Annotated in this window: 20 protein-coding genes and 1 pseudogene; 13 read left to right on the top strand and 8 right to left on the bottom strand. The window is 72.7% G+C overall.

What is annotated here, in order from left to right; all coding sequences use genetic code 11:
* The first annotated feature begins 73 nt into the window (after nucleotides 1-73).
* Together ACWGIS_RS12965 and ACWGIS_RS12960 are read left to right on the top strand one after the other, a co-directional pair.
* Nucleotides 74-1,273, top strand: a complete 1,200-nt coding sequence (locus ACWGIS_RS12965) for an NTP transferase domain-containing protein (protein ID WP_453362449.1) — start codon at nucleotides 74-76, stop codon at nucleotides 1,271-1,273.
* Complete coding sequence (locus ACWGIS_RS12960; RefSeq protein WP_453362448.1) at nucleotides 1,270-2,640, top strand: molybdopterin molybdotransferase MoeA; 1,371 nt, start codon at nucleotides 1,270-1,272, stop codon at nucleotides 2,638-2,640. Before ACWGIS_RS12965 ends, ACWGIS_RS12960 begins: the two co-directional genes overlap by 4 nt.
* A gap of 32 nt (nucleotides 2,641-2,672) precedes the next feature.
* On the opposite strand, the gene ACWGIS_RS12955 is transcribed toward ACWGIS_RS12960, so the two are convergent.
* Nucleotides 2,673-3,743 carry a potassium channel family protein gene (locus tag ACWGIS_RS12955; protein ID WP_453362522.1) on the bottom strand — a complete coding sequence of 357 codons (1,071 nt, stop codon included), beginning with the start codon at nucleotides 3,741-3,743 and terminating at the stop codon, nucleotides 2,673-2,675.
* 265 nt (nucleotides 3,744-4,008) lie between these two features.
* Between ACWGIS_RS12955 and ACWGIS_RS12950 the strand changes: the two are divergent.
* Together ACWGIS_RS12950 and ACWGIS_RS12945 are read left to right on the top strand one after the other, a co-directional pair.
* Nucleotides 4,009-4,656, top strand: a pseudogene (locus tag ACWGIS_RS12950) (potassium channel family protein); the annotation flags it as partial.
* A 14-nt stretch (nucleotides 4,657-4,670) separates the two neighbouring features.
* Nucleotides 4,671-5,651, top strand: a complete 981-nt coding sequence (locus ACWGIS_RS12945) for an NAD(P)H-quinone oxidoreductase (protein WP_453362447.1) — start codon at nucleotides 4,671-4,673, stop codon at nucleotides 5,649-5,651.
* Between the two features lie 121 nt (nucleotides 5,652-5,772).
* Here the strand turns inward: ACWGIS_RS12945 and ACWGIS_RS12940 are convergent, their stop codons facing one another.
* Nucleotides 5,773-6,432: a hypothetical protein gene (locus ACWGIS_RS12940; RefSeq protein WP_453362446.1), complete on the bottom strand. Its 660-nt coding sequence runs from the start codon at nucleotides 6,430-6,432 to the stop codon at nucleotides 5,773-5,775.
* 158 nt (nucleotides 6,433-6,590) lie between these two features.
* Here ACWGIS_RS12940 and ACWGIS_RS12935 point away from each other — a divergent pair, with 158 nt between their 5' ends.
* Entirely contained in the window at nucleotides 6,591-7,133 is a 543-nt protein-coding gene (locus ACWGIS_RS12935) for a bacterial proteasome activator family protein (RefSeq protein ID WP_453362445.1), read from the top strand.
* 140 nt (nucleotides 7,134-7,273) lie between these two features.
* On the opposite strand, the gene ACWGIS_RS12930 is transcribed toward ACWGIS_RS12935, so the two are convergent.
* Complete coding sequence (locus ACWGIS_RS12930) at nucleotides 7,274-8,905, bottom strand: protein kinase domain-containing protein (protein WP_453362444.1); 1,632 nt, start codon at nucleotides 8,903-8,905, stop codon at nucleotides 7,274-7,276.
* Between the two features lie 350 nt (nucleotides 8,906-9,255).
* Here ACWGIS_RS12930 and ACWGIS_RS12925 point away from each other — a divergent pair, with 350 nt between their 5' ends.
* Nucleotides 9,256-10,797 (top strand): protein kinase domain-containing protein, encoded by a 1,542-nt coding sequence (locus tag ACWGIS_RS12925; RefSeq protein ID WP_453362443.1) that lies wholly within the window; start codon nucleotides 9,256-9,258, stop codon nucleotides 10,795-10,797.
* Nucleotides 10,798-10,894: 97 nt separating this feature from the next.
* On the opposite strand, the gene ACWGIS_RS12920 is transcribed toward ACWGIS_RS12925, so the two are convergent.
* From ACWGIS_RS12920 to ACWGIS_RS12910, 3 genes are all read right to left on the bottom strand, one after another.
* A complete protein-coding gene (locus tag ACWGIS_RS12920) occupies nucleotides 10,895-11,926 on the bottom strand; it encodes a phosphotransferase (RefSeq protein WP_453362442.1) in 1,032 nt (343 codons plus the stop codon).
* A 65-nt stretch (nucleotides 11,927-11,991) separates the two neighbouring features.
* Nucleotides 11,992-12,414 (bottom strand): pyridoxamine 5'-phosphate oxidase family protein, encoded by a 423-nt coding sequence (locus tag ACWGIS_RS12915; protein WP_453362441.1) that lies wholly within the window; start codon nucleotides 12,412-12,414, stop codon nucleotides 11,992-11,994.
* Between the two features lie 82 nt (nucleotides 12,415-12,496).
* Nucleotides 12,497-13,162, bottom strand: coding sequence for a response regulator (locus tag ACWGIS_RS12910; RefSeq protein ID WP_453362440.1), 666 nt, complete (start codon nucleotides 13,160-13,162; stop codon nucleotides 12,497-12,499).
* A 367-nt stretch (nucleotides 13,163-13,529) separates the two neighbouring features.
* Between ACWGIS_RS12910 and pdhA the strand changes: the two genes are divergently transcribed.
* The 3 genes from pdhA to ACWGIS_RS12895 are packed head-to-tail and all read left to right on the top strand — an operon-like array spanning nucleotide 13,530 to nucleotide 17,133.
* Complete coding sequence (gene pdhA / locus ACWGIS_RS12905; protein ID WP_453362439.1) at nucleotides 13,530-14,717, top strand: pyruvate dehydrogenase (acetyl-transferring) E1 component subunit alpha; 1,188 nt, start codon at nucleotides 13,530-13,532, stop codon at nucleotides 14,715-14,717.
* A 2-nt stretch (nucleotides 14,718-14,719) separates the two neighbouring features.
* Nucleotides 14,720-15,700 carry an alpha-ketoacid dehydrogenase subunit beta gene (locus ACWGIS_RS12900; protein WP_453362438.1) on the top strand — a complete coding sequence of 327 codons (981 nt, stop codon included), beginning with the start codon at nucleotides 14,720-14,722 and terminating at the stop codon, nucleotides 15,698-15,700.
* A gap of 11 nt (nucleotides 15,701-15,711) precedes the next feature.
* Nucleotides 15,712-17,133, top strand: a complete 1,422-nt coding sequence (locus ACWGIS_RS12895) for a dihydrolipoamide acetyltransferase family protein (RefSeq protein ID WP_453362437.1) — start codon at nucleotides 15,712-15,714, stop codon at nucleotides 17,131-17,133.
* Between the two features lie 33 nt (nucleotides 17,134-17,166).
* Here the strand turns inward: ACWGIS_RS12895 and ACWGIS_RS12890 are convergent, their stop codons facing one another.
* Nucleotides 17,167-17,625 (bottom strand): ATP-binding protein, encoded by a 459-nt coding sequence (locus ACWGIS_RS12890; RefSeq protein WP_453362436.1) that lies wholly within the window; start codon nucleotides 17,623-17,625, stop codon nucleotides 17,167-17,169.
* 258 nt (nucleotides 17,626-17,883) lie between these two features.
* Between ACWGIS_RS12890 and ACWGIS_RS12885 the strand changes: the two genes are divergently transcribed.
* Nucleotides 17,884-18,765, top strand: a complete 882-nt coding sequence (locus ACWGIS_RS12885; RefSeq protein ID WP_453362435.1) for a helix-turn-helix domain-containing protein — start codon at nucleotides 17,884-17,886, stop codon at nucleotides 18,763-18,765.
* Nucleotides 18,766-18,770: 5 nt separating this feature from the next.
* Nucleotides 18,771-18,959 (top strand): DUF397 domain-containing protein, encoded by a 189-nt coding sequence (locus tag ACWGIS_RS12880; RefSeq protein WP_453362434.1) that lies wholly within the window; start codon nucleotides 18,771-18,773, stop codon nucleotides 18,957-18,959.
* 66 nt (nucleotides 18,960-19,025) lie between these two features.
* Here ACWGIS_RS12880 and ACWGIS_RS12875 read toward each other — a convergent pair whose 3' ends face one another.
* Nucleotides 19,026-19,871, bottom strand: a complete 846-nt coding sequence (locus ACWGIS_RS12875) for a D-alanyl-D-alanine carboxypeptidase family protein (RefSeq protein WP_453362521.1) — start codon at nucleotides 19,869-19,871, stop codon at nucleotides 19,026-19,028.
* Between the two features lie 240 nt (nucleotides 19,872-20,111).
* Between ACWGIS_RS12875 and ACWGIS_RS12870 the strand changes: the two genes are divergently transcribed.
* Both ACWGIS_RS12870 and ACWGIS_RS12865 read left to right on the top strand, forming a co-directional pair.
* Nucleotides 20,112-20,810, top strand: coding sequence for a GntR family transcriptional regulator (locus ACWGIS_RS12870; RefSeq protein WP_453362433.1), 699 nt, complete (start codon nucleotides 20,112-20,114; stop codon nucleotides 20,808-20,810).
* Nucleotides 20,807-22,102: an MFS transporter gene (locus ACWGIS_RS12865; RefSeq protein ID WP_453362432.1), complete on the top strand. Its 1,296-nt coding sequence runs from the start codon at nucleotides 20,807-20,809 to the stop codon at nucleotides 22,100-22,102. Before ACWGIS_RS12870 ends, ACWGIS_RS12865 begins: the two co-directional genes overlap by 4 nt.
* Nucleotides 22,103-22,308: the final 206 nt, after the last annotated feature.

Below are 22,308 nucleotides of genomic sequence, written 5' to 3'. Positions count from 1 at the left end.
CACCGGGGGACGCCGCCGTCCACATGCTGTGCGCGGGGGTGGCAATGATCCCCCGGGCGCCCATACTCGGGGGATGACCGCGCACCAGCCACCGGGCGCCGCCGTCGGCACGGCGGGCGCCGGCGGCGTCCACGCCCCGGGCGCCGCGTCCGTCGCCTACGACGCCGTCGTGCTCGCCGGGGGCGGCGCGCGGCGTCTCGGCGGCGCGGACAAGCCCGGCGTGCGCGTGGGCGGACGGGCGTTGCTCGACCGGGTCCTCGCCGCGTGCGCCGGGGCCCGGACCACCGTCGTGGTGGCCGCCCCCCGGCCGACCGCCCGGCCCGTGGTGTGGACCCGTGAGGATCCGCCCGGCGCGGGGCCCGTCGCCGCCCTCGGCGCGGGGCTGCGGCACACCGCCGCCGAGTACGTCGTCGTGCTCTCGGCCGACCTGCCGTTCCTGACGGCGGAAACGGTACGGCGCCTGCTCTCGGCCCTGCTGACGGGCGACGCCGCTCCGGCCCACGCCGGCCCCGGCTCCTCCGAGGCCGCGCCCGTCGCCGCCGTACCGGACGGACCCGCACCCGCCGTAGGCCCCCGCCCCGACGAGGCCGCGCCCTCCGCCGCACCGGGCGGTCCCGGACCCGACCCCGCCGTAAACCACAGCCCCTCCGGAATCGCCCCCCACTCCGCCCCCAAGCCGTCCTCGACCCCCCTGGCCACCGCTTCCCGCCAAGAGAACCGCCGGTTGGACGGGGTGGTTCTCGTCGACCGGGACGGGCGGGAGCAGCCGTTGGTCGCCGTCTACCGGGCGGCGGCGTTGCGGAGGGCGCTGGAGGGGCTGGCCGGTGCGCGGGGCGGGCTGGACGGGCTGCCCCTGCGGCAGGTCACCGCCGTACTCGAACTCACCCGTCTCCCGGACCCCGTCGCCTCCTTCGACTGCGACACCTGGGACGACATCGCCACCGCCCGGTCACGCATCAGGGAGCATGGGCTCGTGTTGGATGAATGGATTTCCGCAGTCAAGGACGAACTGGGCATCGACCTGGACGTCGACACCGGCATCCTGCTGGACCTGGCCCGGGACGCCGCGCACTCGGTGGCCCGGCCCTCGGCGCCGCTGACCACGTTCCTCGTGGGCTACGCGGCCGGGCGGGCAGGGGGCGGCCCCGAGGCGGTGGCCGAGGCGGCCCGCAAGGCGTCCGCGCTCGCGCTGGCCTGGGAGGCCGAGGCCGGCACCGCGCCGCCGCCCGGGAAGTCCGGCGAGGGTGCCGCCGTCCGACCGGACGCCGGATGACCGCCGCGGGCGGCACCCGCAACAGCCAGGAGGACGAGGACTTCGACGTCGAGGAAGCCCTCGCCCTGGTCAAGGGGGAGACCGTGCCCGGCCCCAAGAGCCGTCCCGAGCCGGCGCCCGTACCGGAGGGGGAGCGGCACGGGCGGCATGCCGCACCCACCGGGCACCGGGCCACCCCCTGGCCGCAGGCACGCACCGCCGCCGAGCGGGCCGGCCGTGCCGGGACCCGCCGGGCGCCGGTGTCGGTGCCGGCCGACGCCGCTCTCGGCCTGGTCCTCGCCGCCCCGCTCGGCGCGCTGACCGACCTGCCCTCGTTCGACACGAGCGCGATGGACGGGTGGGCACTGGCGGGTCCCGGCCCCTGGGACGTGCGGGAGGAGGGCGTGCTCGCCGGGCACGCCGAACCGGAACGGCTCACCGACGGCGAGGCGGTGCGGATCGCCACCGGGGCGCGCATCCCGCAGGACGTCACCGCCGTCCTGCGCAGCGAACACGGACGGATCGACGACAAGGGGCGCCTGCACGCGACCCGCGAGGTGGTGCACGGGCAGGACATCCGCCCGCGCGGCCAGGAGTGCCGCAGCGGCGACCAGTTGCTGCCCGCCGGCGCGCTGGTCACCCCGGCCGTGCTCGGCCTCGCCGCGGCCGCCGGGTACGACACGCTCGCCGTCCTCCCCCGTCCGCGGGCCGAAGTCCTGGTCCTCGGCGACGAGTTGCTCACCGAGGGGCTCCCCCGGGAGGGGCTCATCCGGGACGCGCTCGGCCCCATGCTGCCGCCGTGGCTGCGGGCGCTGGGCGCCGAGGTCGTCGGCGTGCGGCGGTTGGGCGACGACGCCGAGGCGCTGCACGGGGCGATCGCCGGTTCCGGCGCCGACCTGGTCGTCACCACCGGCGGCACCGCCTTCGGCCCGGTCGACCACGTGCACCCCGTCCTGGACCGTCTCGGCGCCGAACTCCTGGTGGACGGTGTCGAGGTCCGCCCCGGCCACCCCATGCTGCTGGCCCGCACCAAGGAGAACCAGCACCTCGTCGGCCTGCCCGGCAACCCCCTGGCCGCCGTCTCCGGGCTGCTCACGCTCGCCGAGCCCCTGCTGCGCGCCCTCGCCGGACGGACGGCTCCCGAGCCGTACGCGATGCCCCTGAAGGACGCCGTGCACGGGCATCCGTACGACACCCGGCTGATCCCCGTCGTGCTGCGCGCGGAGCAGGCCGTGCCGCTGCACTACAACGGGCCCGCCATGCTGCGGGGCATCGCCGCGGCCGACGCCCTGGCCGTCGTGCCGCCCGGCGGCGCCCGCGCGGGCCAGGACGTGGAACTACTGGACCTGCCCTGGGCGCCGGCCGGTCTCGGGGCGTTCTCCGCGTAGCCGGCGAGCGGGCGGCCGGACCGGCCGCCCGCCTACGGGTGAGGCGTGCCGTTGCCCGTCCGGCTGATCGTGATCAGCCTGTCGCCGACCCGCAGCGGGGCGGTGCCGGGCGCCGCGTGGTCCAGCACCTTCCGGTCGCGTACGACGGCGACCACGAGGTCGGCGCAGTCCCGTGGGGCGGCGCCCACCTCCCGTTCCGACACGGCGCGTTCCGTCAGGTCGAGGCCGCTGCCGTAGGTCATCAGGCCCTCCAGGACGTCGGCGGCGTGCGGGCTGCCCACCGAGACGCCGAGCAGGCGCCCGGCCGAGCTGGAGCTGGTGACCACCATGTCGGCGCCGCTCTGCTTCAGCAGCGGCACGTTCTCGTCCTCCCGGACGGCGGCGACGATCGTGGCGCGCCGGTTGAGCTGGCGTGCGGTGAGCGTGACGAGGGTCGCGGTGTCGTCGCGCTGCGGGGCGACGATGACCTGGGCGGCGTGCTGGATCTCGGCCTTGAGCAGGGTGTCGGAGCGGGTGGCGTCCCCGAGCACCGACACCAGGCCGTCGCTGCCGGCCGCGTCCACCGTCTTCTGCTGCGGATCGACGACGACGATCCGGTCCCGGGGGATGCCCTGCCCCAGCAGCGTCTCGATGGCGTGCCTGCCCTTGGTGCCGTAGCCGACGACCACCACGTGGCCCCGCATCCGGGAGCGCCAGCGGTGGATGCGCACCTGCTGCCGGGTCCGCTCGGTGAGGACCTCCAGCGTGGTGCCGACCAGGATGATCAGGAACAGCACGCGCAGCGGCGTGATGACGAGGATGTTGGTGAGCCGGGCCGTGTCGCTGACCGGGGTGATGTCGCCGTAGCCCGTGGTGGAGAGGGTGACGGTCGCGTAGTAGGCGGCGTCGAGGAGGTCGACCGAGCCGTCGGAGTTGTCCTGGTAGCCGGAGCGGTCCAGCCAGACCAGGAACGTGGTGAACGCGAGGACCAGCAGCGCCATGGACAGCCGCCGCAGCACCTGCTGGAGGGGCGGCACGGTGACCTCCACCGGCAGCCGGATGGAGCGGCCCGCCTCGGCGTCGTCCAGGGCCTCCGTGCGCGAGCGGTACCAGAGCGAGCGCAGGATGGGGAAGCGTCCCGAGTCCGGCTCCTCCGCGCGGGCGGCGGCCTCACTCCGTCCGTCGCGCCGGCCCGGGTGGCCCCGGCCCGGTCCTGCGCGCCTGCCCGTGCCCGCTCCGTGCGCTGCTGTCCTGGGCGGTCGTTGTTGCCCGTCCTTCATGGCCTGCTCCCAGCGGCTCGCGGCCCGGTCGGCGGACCGGCACCGGGGCCATGCTCTCGGATCTTGGCCGTCGGGTGGGTAACGTCGGGGCGGGTGACGTCCGTCGATTCGTGGGAGGCACGCCTTGCGTGACCACACCGTGGTGGTCGGTTTCGGGACGAAAGGGCGGTCGGCCGTCCAGACCGTCTGCGCGACGGGACTGAAGAAGGAACGGATCGTCGTGGTCGACCCGGCCTCGAAGGTGATCGAGGCGGCGGCGGCCGAGGGCCACGCGGGCGTGGTGGGCGACGGCACCCGCAGCGACGTGCTGCTGCGGGCCGAGGTGCAGCGGGCGCGGCAGGTCATCATCGCCACACAGCGGGACGACACGGCCGTGCTCGTCGCCCTGACGGCCCGGCAGCTCAACCCCGCCGCGAAGATCGTGGCCGCGGTGCGGGAGGAGGAGAACGCGCCGCTGCTGCGGCAGTCGGGCGCCGACGCCGTCATCACCAGCGCCGGCGCGGCGGGCCGCCTGCTCGGGCTCTCGGTCCTCAGCCCCAGCGCGGGCCTGGTGATGGAGGACCTCATCCAGCAGGGCAGCGGACTCGACATCGTCGAACGGCCGGTCATAAAGGCCGAGGTGGGCATGGGGGTGCGCGAGACCGGCGACCTGGTGGTGAGTGTCGTACGAGGCCACCGCGTGCTCGGCTACGACGACCCGGCCATCGGCACCCTGGAGCTGACGGACCGTCTCATCACGATCGTGCGGGTCTCCTGAAGTAGCCTCGCGGCATGCGAGCGATCACGATTCCCGAACCTGGTGGACCCGAGGCTCTGGTGTGGGACGAGGTCCCGGACCCGGAGCCCGGGGAGGGCGAAGTCCTGGTCGAGGTGGTGGCCAGCGCCGTCAACCGAGCCGATCTGCTGCAGCGGCAGGGCTTCTACGACCCGCCGCCCGGCGCGTCCCCCTACCCCGGTCTCGAATGCTCCGGGCGCGTCGCCGCCCTGGGCGCCGGGGTGTCGGGCTGGGCCGTCGGGGACGAGGTGTGCGCGCTGCTCTCGGGCGGCGGCTACGCCGAGAAGGTCGCCGTCCCGGCCGGTCAGCTGCTGCCCGTGCCGGAGGGCGTCGACCTGCACCGGGCCGCCGCGCTGCCCGAGGTGACGTGCACCGTCTGGTCCAACGTCTTCATGGTCTCCCACCTGCGTCCCGGCGAGACGCTGCTCGTGCACGGCGGCTCCAGCGGCATCGGCACCATGGCGATCCAGCTGGCGAAGGCGTTCGGCGCCAGGGTCGCCGTCACGGCCGGCACCGAGGACAAGCTGCGGTTCTGCGCCGACCTCGGGGCGGACGTCCTGGTCAACTACCGCGAGCAGGACTTCGTCGAGGAGCTGGAGCGGGCCACCGACGGAGCGGGCGCCGACGTCATCCTCGACAACATGGGCGCCAAGTACCTGGACCGCAACGTGCGGGCGCTCGCCGTCAACGGGCGGCTGTCGATCATCGGCATGCAGGGCGGCGTCAAGGGCGAGCTGAACATCGGCACGCTCCTGGGCAAGCGGGCCGCGGTCAGCGCGACCTCGCTGCGGGCCCGGCCGCTCGCCGAGAAGGCGGCCATCGTGGCGGCCGTGCGCGAGCACGTGTGGCCGCTGGTCGCCTCGGGTGAGGTCCGGCCCGTCGTGGACCGCGAGCTCCCGATGAGCGACGCGGCCACGGCGCACCGGGTCCTGGAGGAGAGCGGGCACATCGGCAAGGTGCTGCTCGTCGCGCCGTAGAGCCTGTCGTCCGGAGAGGTCGGCTCCGCGGGGTCCGGTGCGGGCCTGCGCGGACGGACCGTCGGGCACCGTCGGCCCGATCCGGACGACCGGCCTCGGGCCCGCCCGGCCGGGACCCGGCTCAGCCGCGCCGGGTGCGCAGGGCGAGGAAGGCGAGCCCGAGACCGCAGCCGATGAGGATCAGCCCGCTGCCCAGAGGCAGTATCCGCAGCACGGGCTCCTCCGGTGCGGACCGGGTGAAGGACGGCTCGGCGGGGGCCGGGGAGGGCGGCTGCCGCTCCGTGTCCCCGGGCGCCTCGGAAGCGTCGGCGCTCTCCGGAACGCCGTCGCTGTCCGCGTCGCCGGACCCGTCCGTGCCGGGTGCCTCGGCCGTTCCCTCCCTGGCGTCCGCGTCCGCCCGGCCCGCCGGCCGGACCGGGCGGTCGGGGCGCTTGCGGGCGTCGGGATCGCGTTCCGGGTACGCCGGTCCCGTGTCCTCCTCGCGCGGTGCCGGCTCCTCGCGTCCCGGACGCCTGCGGCCCTCGCCCGCCTCGCTCCCGGCGCGCGACGCCTTGGCCCGGGGGGTGCGCGAGGACGGTGCCTCCGGGGAGCGGGACGGACCCGCCGCCGGGGTGCGGGACGGTGACACGGACGGGGAGGGCGTGGCCTCCCGCGCGGGCGGGGCCGCGTACGCGTAGGACGGATGGGTGGTGCCGCCGGCCAGCAGGACCAGCAGCAGGCCCAGTCCTGCCGCGTACGGCCCGTGGCCGCCCTGCCGCCGTGTGCGCAGCCTTGGAGTCACGTCCGTGACCTCCTCCCGGTGCGAGAGTTCGCCAAGATCAACGTGACAAGCCTCACATGAGGTGATGATCCCGGCATCCCGTCGGGGGCCGAAGGGTGGATCACCCGGCGGCGGGGGCGCCAGCGTCACGAGGTGGAGGCGTGCGAGAGAATGGCGGCATGGAGATGCCGAGGAACGAACGGTCGCCGGAGAACCCCCAGATCCTGGTCGTGGGCCAGGACGGAATGCCTCTCGGCGGCGCCGGAGACGAGGACTCCCGCGAGGTCCCGGTGACGGAGATGGTGGAACAGCCCGCCAAGGTGATGCGCATCGGCAGCATGATCAAGCAGCTGCTGGAGGAAGTGCGCGCGGCACCTCTGGACGAGGCCAGCCGGGTGCGGCTCAAGGAGATCCACGCCAGCTCCGTGAAGGAGCTGGAGGACGGCCTGGCGCCCGAGCTCGTCGAGGAGCTGGAGCGCCTGTCCCTCCCCTTCACGGACGAGGGAACGCCCAGCGACGCCGAACTGCGTATCGCGCAGGCCCAGTTGGTGGGCTGGCTGGAGGGGCTCTTCCACGGGATCCAGACGACCCTGTTCGCGCAGCAGATGGCGGCCAGGGCTCAGCTGGAGAACATGCGCCGTGCCCTGCCGCCGGGCATGGGCGGCGGTGACGACGGGGAGGACCCGCGCGCGGGCGGCCGCTCCGGCGGACCGTACCTGTAGGGCGCGGCTGCCGGAGACGGTGGCGGCCGGACGGATCCGGTGACCGTGCACACGCAGGGCCCGGCACACGCGTGCCGGGCCCTCGGTTCGTCTTCGGCGATCGTCGGCGGCCGCCGTCGGCCGGCGGTGGTCTCAGCCGGTCAGGCCGGGTCGCCCGTCGAGACCCGCAGTTCGATGTCGGGCATGTCCTTGGGGTCCACGTCCGTGCCCGCGGCGGGGAACTGGTCCATGACCGTGCCCTCGCCGTAGGTGTTCTCGTCGACCGGCTTCTCCTTCAGCTGCCAACCGGCCGCCTGGAAGCACGACTTGACGGATTTGATGTACCGGAACGTGAAGTCGGGGACCTTGATCTTGTCCGGGTCGTTGTACGACTCGTCGGGCTCCGTGCACTTGGTCGTCTCGATGGTCTTCGTGGTGTCCGGGCCCTTGTGGCCGGCGACCTCGGAGGCCGAGGCCGAGGCGGTCGAGCCACCGCCGCGCTTGTCGTCGTCACCGCCGCCGCTCATCGTGAGCGCCGTGATCAGACCGCCTATCGCGACGAGCGCGACGAGGACCGAGCCGATGATCACGCCCTTGTTGCTCTTCCCGCCGCCGGAACCGCCCTGGGGCGCCGGGTGCGGCGTCAGGTTGTACGGCGGCGGGGTGTGGGAGCCCTGCTGCGGCGCGTACGCCGAGGTCTGCGGCGGTGCCTGGTAGCCGCCCTGCTGCGGGTAGCCGTACGAGGGCGCCTGGGTGTGCTGCGCCGGCGGACCGTAGGGGCCGGGCTGGTACGGCGTCTGCACGGGGCCCGCCGGTGCCGGGGCCGACTGGTCGACGGGCGGGAAGACGGCGGAGCCGACACCGGAACCGCTCGGCGTCGGCGCGCCCGGCACGATGTTCGGCGCGGTGCCGTGCAGCGACTGGGCCACGCGCAGGCACTCGTCGCGCATCGCCTCGGCGCTGGGGAAGCGCTCGTTCGGGTTCTTCTTCAGCGCGCGGGCGACCAGCGCGTCCACCGCCGGCGGCAGCGAGCGGTTGACCGAGGAGGGCGCGACCGGCTCCTCCTGGACGTGCGCGTACGCGATGGCCAGCGGCGAGTCCGCCTCGAACGGCAGCCGTCCGGTGACCAGTTGGAACAGCATGATGCCGACCGAGTACAAGTCGCTGCGCGCGTCGACGCCCCGGCCGAGCGCCTGCTCCGGCGAGAGGTACTGCGGGGTGCCGACGACCATGCCGGTCTGGGTCATCGAGGTGACCCCGGACTGCATGGCGCGGGCGATGCCGAAGTCCATCACCTTGACGACGTTCCGCTTCGTCATCATCACGTTGCCCGGCTTGATGTCCCGGTGGACCAGGCCCATCTCGTGGCTTATCTCCAGGGCGGCCAGGACGTCCGCGGTGATCTTCAGGGCCTTGTCGGCGGGCATGGCGCCGTACTGCCGGATGTCCGTGTCGAGGACCGAGCCGAGCGGGTGGCCCTCGATGTACTCCATGACGATGTACGGCGTCGTCATGCCGTCGAGGTCGTCCTCGCCGGTGTCGAAGACCGAGACGATGTTGGTGTGCGTGAGCTTGGCCACCGACTGGGCCTCGCGGCGGAAGCGCTCGCGGAACGCCTGCTCGCGGCCGAGCTCGGTGTGCAGCGTCTTGATCGCGACCTGGCGGTCGAGCACCGAGTCGTACGCGAGGTGCACCGAGGCCATCCCGCCCTCGCCGAGCAGGTCGCGCAGTTGATAGCGCCCGCCGGCGACCGCACGCCCCGCGTACCGGCCCTGTGCGCCGTCCTGGCTCATGTTTCTGCGTCCCCCATCGGCGCGGCGGCAGCGGCTGTCGTGCTTCCGCGTCCCGCGTTCGGTCCTCGGTGATCCAATGCGCTATTCCCGGCCAAGTCTGCCCGAGGGCAGTGACACGTCAAGCTCGGTGCCCGTTCCGTGACCGTACGCGAAGGAAGCGTCGCGGAAGCGTTACAGGTGGTGTACGGCCGGTACACAGGATTTGCTCCCGGAGACCCGCTGCGGGTTTCATGGCCGGTCCTTCTCGAATCCAACCCGGACCAGCGCCTTGCGCGGAGCCTGTAGCGTGGCCCGACGGAGACCGTAACAACCACCGCGCAGACCGCGGGCAGAAACGACGGCGAGGACTGATGGCACAGCAGCAGCGCGCTCAGGGCCCGTCCGACCCCGAGGCGACTGGCGGCGGTATGTCAGATGCGCCGGAGATGTGGGGTAACGGCGGGCTGGTCGGCGACGGCCGGTATCGACTGACCCGCAGACTGGGCCGGGGCGGTATGGCCGAGGTGTTCGCGGCCGAGGACGTACGCCTCGGGCGCACCGTCGCGGTCAAGCTGCTCCGGTCCGATCTGGCCGAGGACCCGGTGTCCAAGGCCCGCTTCACGCGCGAGGCCCAGTCGGTGGCGGGGCTCAACCACCACGCCGTCGTCGCCGTGTACGACTCCGGCGAGGACGCCGTCGGGCACGGTGTCGTGCCGTACATCGTGATGGAGATCGTCGAGGGCCGCACGATCCGCGATCTGCTGCTCAACGCCGAGGCCCCCGGCCCGGAGCAGGCGCTGATCATCGTCTCCGGCGTCCTGGAGGCGCTGGCGTACTCGCACCAGCACGGCATCGTGCACCGCGACATCAAGCCCGCCAACGTCATCATCACGGACACGGGCGCCGTGAAGGTGATGGACTTCGGCATCGCGCGCGCCCTGCACGGCGCGCAGTCGACGATGACCCAGACCGGCATGGTCATGGGCACCCCGCAGTACCTGTCCCCGGAGCAGGCGCTCGGCAAGGCCGTCGACCACCGCTCCGACCTGTACGCGACCGGCTGCCTCCTCTACGAACTGCTCGCGCTGCGGCCCCCGTTCACGGGTGAGACGCCGCTGTCGGTGGTCTACCAGCACGTGCAGGACATCCCGGCCCCGCCGTCGACGGTGTCGGACACGGTGCCGCCCGAGCTCGACGGGCTCGTGATGCGCGCGCTGGCGAAGGAGCCCGACGACCGCTTCCAGACCGCCGAGGAGATGCGCGGCCTGGTCCAGTACGCGCTCCAGATGCTCTACGACCAGGGCGGCCACACCGGCACCTGGAACACCGGGCCCGTGACGGTGCACGAGGGCCGGCACACCCCGGCCGCGGGCTTCGCGGGCGCGGGCATGATCCCCCGCCCCGGCGACTCCGGCACCACGCAGATCCCCTCGCCCCTCCTTCCGCAGTCCGGCGGCGGGGACGACGGCGGCTTCGAGGGACACGGCAACAAGGGCAGCGGCCGCGGCAAGCTGTGGATCCTCGCGGTCTTCGCGGTGATCGCCATCGCGGCCGGCGTGGCGCTCGCGCTGAACAACACCGGAGGCGGTGGCGGCGGGGGCAACGGCACCACGACCTCGCCCACGGCGACCACGTCCAAGGACAAGGGCGACGACGCGAGCCCGAGCGACGACTCCACGGGCAAGGCCACCGAGGACTCCACGGACAACGGCACCAGCACGGGCACCGGCGACGACTGGACGCCCTCGTACACGCCGTCCGAGACCCCGACCGACGAGCCGACGGAGAAGCCGACGAAGGCGACGCCGACCAAGGCGCCGCCCACGAAGACGACCCCGTCTGAGCCCGAGGAGTCGCCCGAGCCCCCCGAGTCGCCCGAACCGTCGGGCAGCGGGGACGTCGAAGGCCCCTGAGCCGGGCGGACTTACTCCCACGCGCGCGTGCTGCCCCGAAACGGGCTCCACGCGCGCGTGCCGCTTTCCGGGCCCGGTGCGCGCCCGCGCCCGCCGCTCAGCCCGCGAACGCCTCGCCCACCGCGCCGTACTCCCGGGTCCACCACACCACCAGCGCCGAGGCGGCCGGGAACTGCGGGTCGGCGCGGGTGTCCCCGCGCTCGTAGTGCCAGCGCAGTATCCAGAAGTCGTTGAGGCGCTCCCACCACACCCGGTGCACGGCCGCCGCGAACTCGGCGGTGGAGGCGCCCGCCGAGCGCCGGTACGCGCGTGCGTACGCCCGCACCTTCGCCAGGTCGAGGGTGCCGTCCGGGCGGACGAAGAAGATCACCGCGGCGCGGACGGCCTCCTCGGCGCGGGGCTGTACGCCGAGCCGGTCCCAGTCGACGATCGCGGCCGGCTCGCCGTCCCGGTAGAGCAGGTTGTACGGGTGGAAGTCGCCGTGCACCCACCCCACGGAGCCGCCGTGCGGGGGACGCCGGTCCGCGTGCTCCTCCAGCAGCGCCCGCCGCTCCAGGAGCCGGTGCCGGGCCAGTTCGTCGAAGGCGTCCGGCGGCCGCCGCCTCCCTACGCGCCCGAGGAGGTCGTCGATGAGCGCGAACGTGTCGGCCGGGTCGGCGGCGTCCGCGGGCCTTCCGGGCGACCGCCCGTCCGCGGGCATGACCCGCTCCAGGCAGGCGTGCACGACACCGAGCAGCGCCCCGAGCCGCCGGCACTCCTCGCCGGTCAGCTGGCCGCCGTGCCGGTGCCCGCCGTCGATCCAGGGGTGCAGCGCGTACGCGTGGCCGCCGACGACGGCGACGGTGCGGCCGTCGGTGCCGGCCAGCGGCGGGGCGACGGGGACCCCGAGGTCGGCGAGGCGCCGGGTGGCCTGATGCTGCCGTGCGATGGCGGCGGGGGTGGCGGTCTCCGGGTCGAAGTGGTGCTTGAGGAAGTAGCGGCCGCGGGTGGTGCACAGCCGGTAGCCGCGGTTGAGGAGGCCCTGGTCGACGGGTTCGCAGGTGAGCGCGGACCCGGCGGCGTAACGGCGCAGAAGGGCACCCAAGGGGGGCGCGTGAGGCGTAGGGGGTGGTACGGATGGGCGCGGCACGCGCCAGATGCTAGGGCACGATCCGGGCCGCTGACCTCGCGCTTGTCACAGACAGTCGTCTTCGGTCACAGGACGTGCTGGAACCGCCGTTCCAGGCCACCGTCGAGCGTGTGCACGGTGGCGAAGCGCGGTTCGATCACCAGATGGACCGGGTCGAAGGGCTCGCCGTCCATGAGCGCGGGACCGGGGCCGAGGCGGTCGAGCTCGGCCGGGCCCGGGTCGGCGTTCTCGCAGTGGCCGACGACCTGCACGGTCCACAGGCTCTCGCCGGGGCGGGCGGAGCCCAGGTTGTCCGCGCCGTAGGCGACGACCCCGCCGCCGCAGGCCCGGTGGTATCCGTGGCCCCGGTGCAGGCGCAGCAGGACGCGGCCGTCCGCCACGATGTGACGGGCCGGGGCGAGGAAGGGCAGCGCGCGCATGCTGGTGGCCGCCCGGCCGTGCCGGACGCGGCCCAGGAGTTCCACGGCGAGCTGTTCTTCGGTGGGCATGCCACCAATCTCGGGCACCGGGCCCCGGGAAAAAAGGGTCACCCGCCCCGGAAGAAGGAGCCGAAAGTCCCGAATGGGTGTGTCAGGGCCGCTGATTCTGCGCTTGGAGGCGGGCCACGTAGGCGGCCGCCTGGGACCGGCGCTCCATGCCCAGCTTGGCCAGCAGGCTGGACACGTAGTTCTTGATCGTCTTCTCGGCGAGGTGCAGCCGCTCGCCGATCACCCGGTTGGTGAGGCCCTCCCCGATCAGGTCGAGGATCCTGCGCTCCTGGTCGGTGAGGCGGGCCAGCCGGTCGTCGCCCTTGGGGCCGCCCCCGTCGCGCAGCCGCTCCAGGACGCGGGCGGTGGCCACCGGGTCGAGCAGGGACTTCCCGGCCGCGACGTCACGTACGGCCGCGAGCAGTTCGTTCCCCCGGATGGCCTTGAGGACGTAGCCCGAGGCGCCCGCCATGATCGCCTCGAACAGGGCCTCGTCGTCGGCGTAGGACGTCAGCATCAGGCACTTGATGTCCTCGTCCGCCGAGCGGATCTCGCGGCACACCTCCACGCCGCTGCCGTCCGGGAGCCGTACGTCGAGGACGGCGACGTCCGGGCGGGTGGCCGGGATCCGCACCAGGGCGTCGGCCGCCGTCCCGGCCTCGCCGACCACCACGACGTCGGGCTCCACCGAGAGCAGTTCGTGGACGCCCCGGCGCACCACCTCGTGGTCGTCGAGGAGAAATACGGTGATTTTCCCGTCTTCGCGCACGGGGTCAGTTTCACACACGGGAGGAATACCCGCCGAGGTGAGCTCTTCCCGTGCCCGGGGTGACCGGGATAACGTGCCCGTGTTCCGGCCCCCTGCAAGGCTGTGACCAGCGACTGTTCCCGACGTGAGCGACGCACTTGGAACCCCTCGTGGAAAGTACTTGGAAATCCAAGCAAAATCGCAGGTCAGGCGGGGTTTCACAGAAATGTGGAGCACTGGGTAACGTGCATCTTGCAGGGCGCTCGCCGGGGCACCTGTCACGTCTGTTCCCGGCCGAGCGGCACCCACCCCGTGCACGGGATCGGGATCAGGCGAGCCGCACTGGCCACCCGGCAACCCCGGGGGCCGGACCGACGGAGGAGCACACGTGACCGTGGAGAGCACTGCCGCGCGCAAGCCGCGACGCAGCGCCGGTACGAAGAGCGCCGCGAGCAGGCGGGCCGGCACGGCCGCCAAGGCGGCCCCGGGCGCCGAGCCCGAACTCGTCCAGCTGCTGACCCCGGAAGGCAAGCGGGTCAAGGACGCCACGTACGACGCGTACGTCGCCGACATCACCCCCGAAGAGCTGCGTGGCCTGTACCGGGACATGGTGCTGAGCCGTCGTTTCGACGCCGAGGCCACCTCCCTGCAGCGCCAGGGCGAGCTGGGCCTGTGGGCGTCGATGCTCGGCCAGGAGGCCGCGCAGATCGGCTCGGGCCGGGCCACCCGGGACGACGACTACGTCTTCCCGACCTACCGGGAGCACGGCGTCGCCTGGTGCCGCGGCGTCGACCCGACGAACCTGCTCGGCATGTTCCGCGGCGTGAACAACGGCGGCTGGGACCCGAACAGCAACAACTTCCACCTGTACACGATCGTCATCGGCTCGCAGACCCTGCACGCCACCGGCTATGCCATGGGCATCGCCAAGGACGGCGCCGACTCGGCCGTGATCGCCTACTTCGGGGACGGCGCCTCCAGCCAGGGCGACGTCGCCGAGTCGTTCACCTTCTCCGCGGTCTACAACGCCCCCGTCGTGTTCTTCTGCCAGAACAACCAGTGGGCGATCTCCGAGCCCACCGAGCGCCAGACCCGCGTGCCGCTCTACCAGCGCGCCCAGGGCTACGGCTTCCCCGGCGTCCGCGTCGACGGCAACGACGTGCTCGCCTGCCTCGCCGTCACCAAGTGGGCCCTGGAGCGGGCCCGCAACGGCGAGGGCCCCACCCTGGTGGAGGCGTACACGTACCGCATGGGCGCGCACACCACCTCCGACGACCCGAGCAAGTACCGGGCCGACGAGGAGCGCGAGGCGTGGGAGGCGAAGGACCCGATCCTGCGCCTGCGCGCCCACCTGGAGGCCGAGGGACACGCGGACGAGGCCTTCTTCGCGGAACTCGAGACGGAGAGCGAGACGTTGGGCAAGCGGGTGCGCGACGTGGTGCGTGCCATGCCGGACCCGGACCACTTCGCGATCTTCGAGAACGCGTACGCGGACGGGCACGCGCTCGTCGACGAGGAACGGGCACAGTTCGCCGCCTACCAGGCGTCGTTCGCGGACGAAGGGGAGGGCAAGTAGCGATGGCGGCAGAAAAGATGGCGCTGGCCAAGGCGATCAACGAGTCGCTGCGCACGGCCCTCGACACCGACCCCAAGGTCCTGATCATGGGCGAGGACGTCGGCAAGCTCGGCGGTGTCTTCCGGGTCACCGACGGACTCCAGAAGGACTTCGGCGAGGAGCGGGTCATCGACACCCCGCTCGCCGAGTCGGGCATCGTCGGCACCGCGATCGGCCTGGCCCTGCGCGGCTACCGCCCCGTGGTGGAGATCCAGTTCGACGGCTTCGTCTTCCCGGCGTACGACCAGATCGTCACGCAGCTCGCGAAGATGCACGCCCGGGCGCTCGGCAAGATCAAGCTGCCCGTCGTCGTCCGCATCCCGTACGGCGGCGGCATCGGCGCCGTCGAGCACCACTCCGAGTCCCCCGAGGCGCTCTTCGCGCACGTGGCGGGCCTGAAGGTGGTCTCCCCTTCGAACGCGGCGGACGCGTACTGGATGATGCAGCAGGCCATCCAGAGCGACGACCCGGTGATCTTCTTCGAGCCCAAGCGGCGCTACTGGGACAAGTCCGAGGTGGACACCGGCGCGATCCCCGGTGAGCTGCACAAGGCGCGGGTGGTCCGCGAGGGCACCGACCTGACCCTGGTGGCGTACGGCCCGATGGTGAAGGTCTGCCAGGAGGCCGCCGACGCGGCCCGCGAGGAGGGCAGGTCCCTGGAGGTCGTCGACCTGCGGTCCATGTCGCCGATCGACTTCGACACCGTCCAGGCCTCCGTCGAGAAGACCCGCCGGCTTGTCGTGGTCCACGAGGCGCCGGTGTTCCTGGGCACGGGCGCGGAGATCGCCGCCCGCATCACGGAGCGGTGCTTCTACCACCTGGAGGCCCCCGTCCTGCGGGTCGGCGGCTACCACGCCCCGTACCCGCCGGCGCGCCTGGAGGACGAGTACCTGCCGGGCCTGGACCGGGTGCTCGACGCCGTCGACCGCTCGCTGGCGTACTGAGGGAGAGGGTCGTGACGACGATGACAGAGACCGCCTCCGGGCTCGCCGAGTTCAAGATGCCCGACGTGGGCGAGGGCCTCACCGAGGCCGAGATCCTCAAGTGGTACGTCCAGCCGGGTGACCTGGTCACCGACGGCCAGGTCGTCTGCGAGGTAGAGACGGCCAAGGCCGCCGTGGAGCTGCCGATCCCGTTCGACGGCGTGGTCAGCGAGCTGCGCTTCCCCGAGGGCACCACGGTGGACGTGGGCCAGGTGATCATCTCGGTGGACGTGTCCGGCGGTGCCGGTGCCCCGGCGCCGGCCGCCCCGGTCGCAGAGGTGCCCGCCGCGCCCGCGCCGGCCGCCGAGGAGCCGAAGGCCGAGCGCAAGCCGGTCCTCGTCGGGTACGGGGTCGCCGAGGCGTCCACCAAGCGCCGGGCCCGCAAGGGAGCGGAGGCCCCCGCCGACGCCCCGTCCGGGACGAACCGGGCGGCCACCGCGGTCCAGGCCGAGCTGAACGGCCACGGCGGGCAGCGCCCGCTGGCCAAGCCGCCGGTCCGCAAGCTCGCCAAGGACCTCGGCGTGGACCTCGCGACGATCACCCCGTCGGGCCCCGACGGGATCATCACGCGCGAGGACGTGCACGCCGCGGTGGCCGCTCCGGCCGCGCAGCCGGTGGCCGTGCCCGCGGTGACCGAGGCCCCTGCCCCGGCCCCGGCCGCCGCCCCGGCGCCCGTCGCCTCGTACGACGGTGCCCGGGAGACCCGGATCCCCGTCAAGGGCGTCCGCAAGGCCACCGCGCAGGCGATGGTGGGCTCAGCGTTCACCGCGCCGCACGTGACGGAGTTCGTGACCGTCGACGTGACGCGCACGATGAAGCTGGTGGAGGAGCTCAAGCAGGACAAGGAGATGGCCGGCCTGCGGGTGAACCCGCTGCTGCTCATCGCCAAGGCCCTGCTGGTAGCCATCAAGCGCAACCCGGACGTGAACGCGTCGTGGGACGAGGCCGCCCAGGAGATCGTGCGCAAGCACTACGTGAACCTGGGCATCGCGGCGGCCACCCCCCGCGGCCTGATCGTCCCGAACATCAAGGACGCCCACGCCAAGACCCTGCCGCAGCTGGCCGAGTCGCTCGGCGAGCTGGTCGCCACCGCCCGCGAGGGCAAGACCTCCCCGGCGGCCATGCAGGGCGGCACGGTCACCATCACGAACGTCGGCGTCTTCGGCGTCGACACGGGCACGCCGATCCTCAACCCCGGCGAGTCCGCGATCCTCGCGGTCGGAGCGATCAAGCTCCAGCCGTGGGTCCACAAGGGCAAGGTCAAGCCCCGCCAGGTCACCACGCTCGCGCTCTCCTTCGACCACCGCCTGGTCGACGGCGAGCTGGGCTCCAAGGTCCTCGCCGACGTGGCGGCGATCCTGGAGCAGCCGAAGCGGCTGATCACCTGGGCGTAGCCCCGGCCGACCTCCTGTCGCGGGGCCGCCTCCTCACGGAGGCGGCCCCGCGAGCCGTTCGGGCCCCGGTGTCCCCGAGACGTCCAGCTCCGCCCACACCGTCTTGCCCACCGGCAGCCGCCGCACGGACCAGCGCGCGGCGAGCAGGCCGACGATGAGCAGTCCCCGCCCGAACTGGTCGTCGTCCTCGGCCGTCCGCAGCCGCGGCAGGCGCTCCCCTCTCGGGTCCGTCACCGCGACGCGCAGCACCTCTCCGGTGAGCGAGGCCTCCACCCGGAACAGGCGGTCCCGCAGGCACCCGTGCAGCAGCGCGTTCGCGCACAACTCCCCGGCGAGGAGCGCGGCGTCACCGGCGGCGCCGGGATGCCCCCACTCGACGGCGAGCCGGGCGACCCGTCTGCGGGCCAGAGGGACGTTCCGCGGATACGGGGTGTAGCTGACGCAGTCGTAGCGGTCGGGAGCGTGGCGATCTGGGTCGCAGGAGCCGTGCATGGACGCGTACCCCCTCGTGCGGGGCCGGTGCCCCGGTGGTGTCCAGTCGGGTGGGGGGAGGTGGCTCGGCCGCACGACCCCGGAGCGGGCAGCACGGTGCACTTCCGCCAACTGGTTCCACTCAGTGGCCGATTGAGTACTGAAAGTAGCGGTGCCTCGGGACGGACAGCAACCTACTTGGGCAGAAAACTTTCTGTCCGCCTTGTGCAGTGAGCGAGGACGCCTCCAAACTGGGGCGATCCACCGGAGGGACGGAAGATGGCGGGCAAGGACCCCGATCGGGGCCGGACGGTGTCGACCGTGCTGGGCCGCCGGCTGGGCGGTGAGCTGCTGCGCATGCGTGAGGAGCGCGGGCTACGGCAGGCCGAGGCCGCAGAAGCGCTCACCGCGTCCGCCCCGAAGGTCGCCAAGATCGAGCGCGGTCAGGTGCCGATGCGCGATCCGGATGTCCGGGCACTGTGCCATCTCTATGGCGAGAGGGACGAGTCGGCGATCGAACGGCTGCTGGCCCTGGCCAAGGCCGACCGCGAGCGACGCAAGGCGCACGGTTGGTGGAATCAGTACCCGCAGCTGGGCGCCATGGTGGAATACGTGGCCCTCGAAGACATCGCGACCAACGTGAGGACCTGGCAACTGGCCGTTGTCCCAGGGCTGTTGCAGACACCTGACTACGCGCGGGCGCTTGCAGTCGGCAACGGTCACTGGGAAGACCCCGACGAAATCGAACCGTTCGTGGAGTCCCGGATGGCGCGTCAGACGCGACTGGGAGGGGAGCGCCCGCTCGAATTGTGGGCGGTCGTGCACGAGGGGGCCCTGCGCCAACTCGTCGGCGGACGGCAGGTCATGCGCGAACAGCTCGGCCATCTGCTGGACGTGGCACGGCAGTCGAACGTCAAACTCCAGGTGCTGCCCTTCCTGGCGGGTGCTCACCCGGGCATGACCAGCGCCTTCACGATCGTCTCGTTCGCGGAACCGGGCGCCCTCGACGTGGTCCACCTGGACACCACCTCGTCGACTCTCTGGCTGGAGAGCGATACTGATGCCGACCGCCACAACGGGCTGTTCGACCGCATCACGCGGCTGGGCCTCGCACAGCGGGCCTCGGCCGCGCTGATCGACGGAATCCTTAAGGAGATGTAGCACGCGTGGCCGCATACGAGTTCGCCAAGTCCAGCCACAGCGGCGGGAACGCCGGACAGGAGTGCGTCGAAGTCGCTCGCAATGTCCCCGGTGTCGTCGCTGTGCGGGACTCCAAGGACCCGGACGGGCCGATACTCCGGCTCGCGCCGGGAGCGTGGGCGTCGTTCGCCGCACATGTGCGCCGGCGGACGTGACAAGGGGCCGACCGCTCGAAGCGGTCGGCCCCCGGCACGTCCAGGTGGAGCGGCCCGGCAGGGCGACTACCTGGCGAAGCCGTAGTTCATCAGCTTCTTCGCGTCCGACGTGCGGTTGGCGACCGACGTGGAGGCGAGGACCGTGCCGATGACCGTCTTGCCGTTGCGCGTGGCGGCGAAGACGAGGCAGTACTTCGCCTCCGGGCCGGAGCCCGTCTTCACGCCGATGGTGCCGCTGTACTCGCTGAGCAGGTTGTTGGTGTTCGACCAGTTCATGTACCGGTAGCCACCGCTCTTGGTGGTCACCTTCTGCTGGGTCGACTTGGTCTTCACGACCGTGCGGAACGTGGAGCTCTTCATCGCGCTGCTCGCCAGCTTGGTGAGGTCGCGCGGTGTCGAGTAGTTGGAGCCGTGGCCGATGCCGTCGAACGAGTCGAAGTGCGTGTTCGTCAGACCCAGGCTGCGTGCCGTCGTGTTCATCTTGCCGATGAAGGACTTCACGCGGGCGGAACGGGTCGTGCCGGTGCCGAACTTGTCCGCCAGCGCGTACGCGGCGTCGCAGCCGGACGGCAGCATGAGCCCGTACAGGAGCTGGCGGACGGTGACCTTGTCGCCGACGATCAGGTGAGCCGAGGAGGCGTTGTTGGCGACTATGTAGTCGCTGTACGCCTTCTGGATCGTGACCTTGGAGTCCAGGTTCAGGTTCGACTGCGACAGGACGACCTTGGCAGTCATGATCTTGGTGGTGGAGCCCGTGGACCGCTTGGTGTCCGCGGCCTTGGTGTACAGGCTCGCACCGGTGCCGTTGTTCATCACGTAGCCGCCCGCGGCGGCGATCGTGGGCTTGGTGAGGGCCTGTGCGGGAGCCGCGCTGAGGGCCCCGGTCGCGACCACGGCACCGCTGGTCATCATCACGGCGACAGCGCGGCGAACGCGTGCGCCCTTAATGCCGGTTATCAAGTTGAGTACCCCGAATACGTTAAATGCCCCTGGAGCGCGGTCCCATGGGAGTACCGCGCCTCCTCTGACACCTGAGTAGCACGGATGGTTGCACGTGCAGGGGGCGGGGGGTGGCTCTTGTCGCATTCTGATCGGTGTCCGCGATCCGGACGGCACGCGACCATGCGTACGTGTTGTATCTATGCTGTGCGCATGCCTGTCGCTCCCGTGTCCGACGTGCCCGCCGCGGCCGGCGCCTCCACCGCGCCCGCCGTCAAACCGCCCCCGGCAGCCGACCGCGTCTACGCGCACGTCAAGCAGGGCGTGCTGGAGCGCCACTACGAGGGCGGGACCCTGCTCACCGAGGGGGAACTCGCCGAGGCGGTGGGGGTTTCCCGCACCCCGGTGCGGGAGGCGCTGCTGCGGCTGGAAGTGGAAGGGCTGATCAGGCTCTACCCCAAGAAGGGCGCGCTCGTCCTGCCCGTCTCCGCACAGGAGATCGCGGACGTCGTGGAGACCCGCCAGCTCGTCGAGGAGCACGCCGCCCGCAAGGCCGTACCGGCGTCGCCCAGGCTCATCGCCCGCCTGGAGGAGCTGCTAGCCCGGCAGAAGGAGCAGGCCGCCGCCGGTGACCTGGCCGCCGCCGCCGTCACCGACCGCTGCTTCCACGCCGAGATCGTGCGCAGCGGCGGCAACGAGATCCTCGCCCGCCTCTACGACCAACTGCGCGACCGGCAGCTGCGGATGGGAGTCGCCGTGATGCACGCCCACCCCGACCGGATCACCAAGACGCTCACCGAGCACGAGGAGATCCTGGAGGCGCTGCGCTCCGGCGACGCGGAGGCGGCGGTCGGGCTCGTCCACCGGCACGTCAGCTGGTTCTCCAACCTGGCCCGGGGCGAGGTCCGGTGAGCGCCGTCTCGCTGCCGGGTGACCCGCCAGGCGGACGGCGCGCGGTCGCCGTCTGGGGCATCGGCGTCTCCGTCTACTTCGTCGCGGTCATCTTCCGCACCTCGCTGGGCGTGGCCGGCCTCGACGCGGCCGACCGCTTCCACGTCAACGCCTCCGCCCTGTCCAGCTTCTCCATCCTCCAGCTCCTGGTGTACGCGGGCATGCAGATACCCGTAGGGCTGCTGGTCGACCGGCTCGGCACCAAGAAGGTGCTGACCATCGGCGTCCTGCTGTTCACGGCGGGCCAGCTCGGCTTCGCGTTCTCCCCCTCGTACGGCACGGCGCTGGCCTCCCGCGCGCTGCTCGGCTGCGGCGACGCGATGACCTTCATCAGCGTGCTGCGGCTCGGCACCCGCTGGTTCCCGGCCCGCCGCGGCCCGATGGTCGCCCAGCTCGCGGGCCTGGCGGGGATGGCGGGCAACCTCGTCTCGACGCTGGTGATCGCCCGGCTGCTGCACGGGGTCGGCTGGACCGCGGCCTTCGCCGGCAGCGCGCTCGCCGGGGTCGTCGTCCTCGTCCTGCTGCTCCTCTTCCTGAAGGACCACCCCGAGGGGCACGAGCCCGAGCCCTTCCCCCACCACGGAGTCGCCTACGTGCGGCGCCAGATCGCCCGTTCGTGGCAGGAGCCGGGGACCCGCCTCGGACTGTGGGTGCACTTCACGACGCAGTTCCCCGCCATGGTGTTCCTGCTGCTGTGGGGCCTGCCCTTCCTCGTCGAGGCGCAGGGCCTCTCGCGGGCGGCGGCCGGCGAACTGCTGACCCTCGTCGTCCTGTCCAACATGGTGGTCGGCCTGGTCTACGGCCAGATCGTCGCCCGGCATCACGCGGCGCGGCTGCCGCTGGCGCTCGGCACGGTGACCGCTACCGCGCTCGTCTGGGCGGCCGTCCTCGTCTGCCCCGGCGCGCACGCGCCCCTGTGGCTGCTCGTGGTGCTCTGCGCGGTGCTGGGCGCCTGCGGGCCCGCGTCGATGATCGGCTTCGACTTCGCGCGGCCCGCGAACCCGCCCGAGCGGCAGGGGACGGCGTCCGGCATCACGAACATGGGCGGCTTCGTCGCCTCCATGACGACGCTGCTGGCGATCGGCGTACTGCTGGACGCGACCGGCGACGACTACCGGATCGCGTTCTCCGCGGTCTTCGTGCTCCAGGCGCTCGGCCTCAGCCAGATCTTCCGGCTGCGCGGGCAGGCGGCCCGCCGGGAGCGGGAGCGGCTGGTGGCCAGCCGGGTGGAGACGGTGCACGTCCCCGCCTGACGCGACGGAGCCGGCCGGTCCCCCGGCGAAGCCAGGGGAAGTCCGGGGAGGCCGGGCGGAGTCCAGGGAAGTGCTGGGAAGCACTGCCGGGTCCTGGTGGCGGGCCGCCGGGAGACGGCCAGGGGAGAGGTACGGCGCGCAACGGGCGTGGACGGCACAGGCGGCGGGCCGCCGGGAGGCGGCCCGGCGGGGGTTCGGCGCGGGCG

This window comes from Streptomyces sp. NPDC054842 (genome assembly GCF_053611025.1).
Note: the sequence above shows the minus strand (reverse complement) of the source record. Positions and strands in the feature narration are given on the sequence as shown.

Bases quoted from the DNA above. Each gene is read 5' to 3' on its own strand.
- ACWGIS_RS12965 (WP_453362449.1), top strand. From the start codon at position 74: ATGACCGCGCACCAGCCACCGGGCGCCGCCGTCGGCACGGCGGGCGCC.
- ACWGIS_RS12960 (WP_453362448.1), top strand. From the start codon at position 1,270: ATGACCGCCGCGGGCGGCACCCGCAACAGCCAGGAGGACGAGGACTTC.
- ACWGIS_RS12945 (WP_453362447.1), top strand. From the start codon at position 4,671: ATGCGAGCGATCACGATTCCCGAACCTGGTGGACCCGAGGCTCTGGTG.
- ACWGIS_RS12935 (WP_453362445.1), top strand. From the start codon at position 6,591: ATGGAGATGCCGAGGAACGAACGGTCGCCGGAGAACCCCCAGATCCTG.
- ACWGIS_RS12930 (WP_453362444.1), bottom strand. From the start codon at position 8,905: ATGAGCCAGGACGGCGCACAGGGCCGGTACGCGGGGCGTGCGGTCGCC.
- ACWGIS_RS12925 (WP_453362443.1), top strand. From the start codon at position 9,256: ATGGCACAGCAGCAGCGCGCTCAGGGCCCGTCCGACCCCGAGGCGACT.
- ACWGIS_RS12915 (WP_453362441.1), bottom strand. From the start codon at position 12,414: ATGCCCACCGAAGAACAGCTCGCCGTGGAACTCCTGGGCCGCGTCCGG.
- ACWGIS_RS12900 (WP_453362438.1), top strand. From the start codon at position 14,720: ATGGCGGCAGAAAAGATGGCGCTGGCCAAGGCGATCAACGAGTCGCTG.
- ACWGIS_RS12890 (WP_453362436.1), bottom strand. From the start codon at position 17,625: ATGCACGGCTCCTGCGACCCAGATCGCCACGCTCCCGACCGCTACGAC.
- ACWGIS_RS12885 (WP_453362435.1), top strand. From the start codon at position 17,884: ATGGCGGGCAAGGACCCCGATCGGGGCCGGACGGTGTCGACCGTGCTG.
- ACWGIS_RS12875 (WP_453362521.1), bottom strand. From the start codon at position 19,871: ATGATGACCAGCGGTGCCGTGGTCGCGACCGGGGCCCTCAGCGCGGCT.
- ACWGIS_RS12870 (WP_453362433.1), top strand. From the start codon at position 20,112: ATGCCTGTCGCTCCCGTGTCCGACGTGCCCGCCGCGGCCGGCGCCTCC.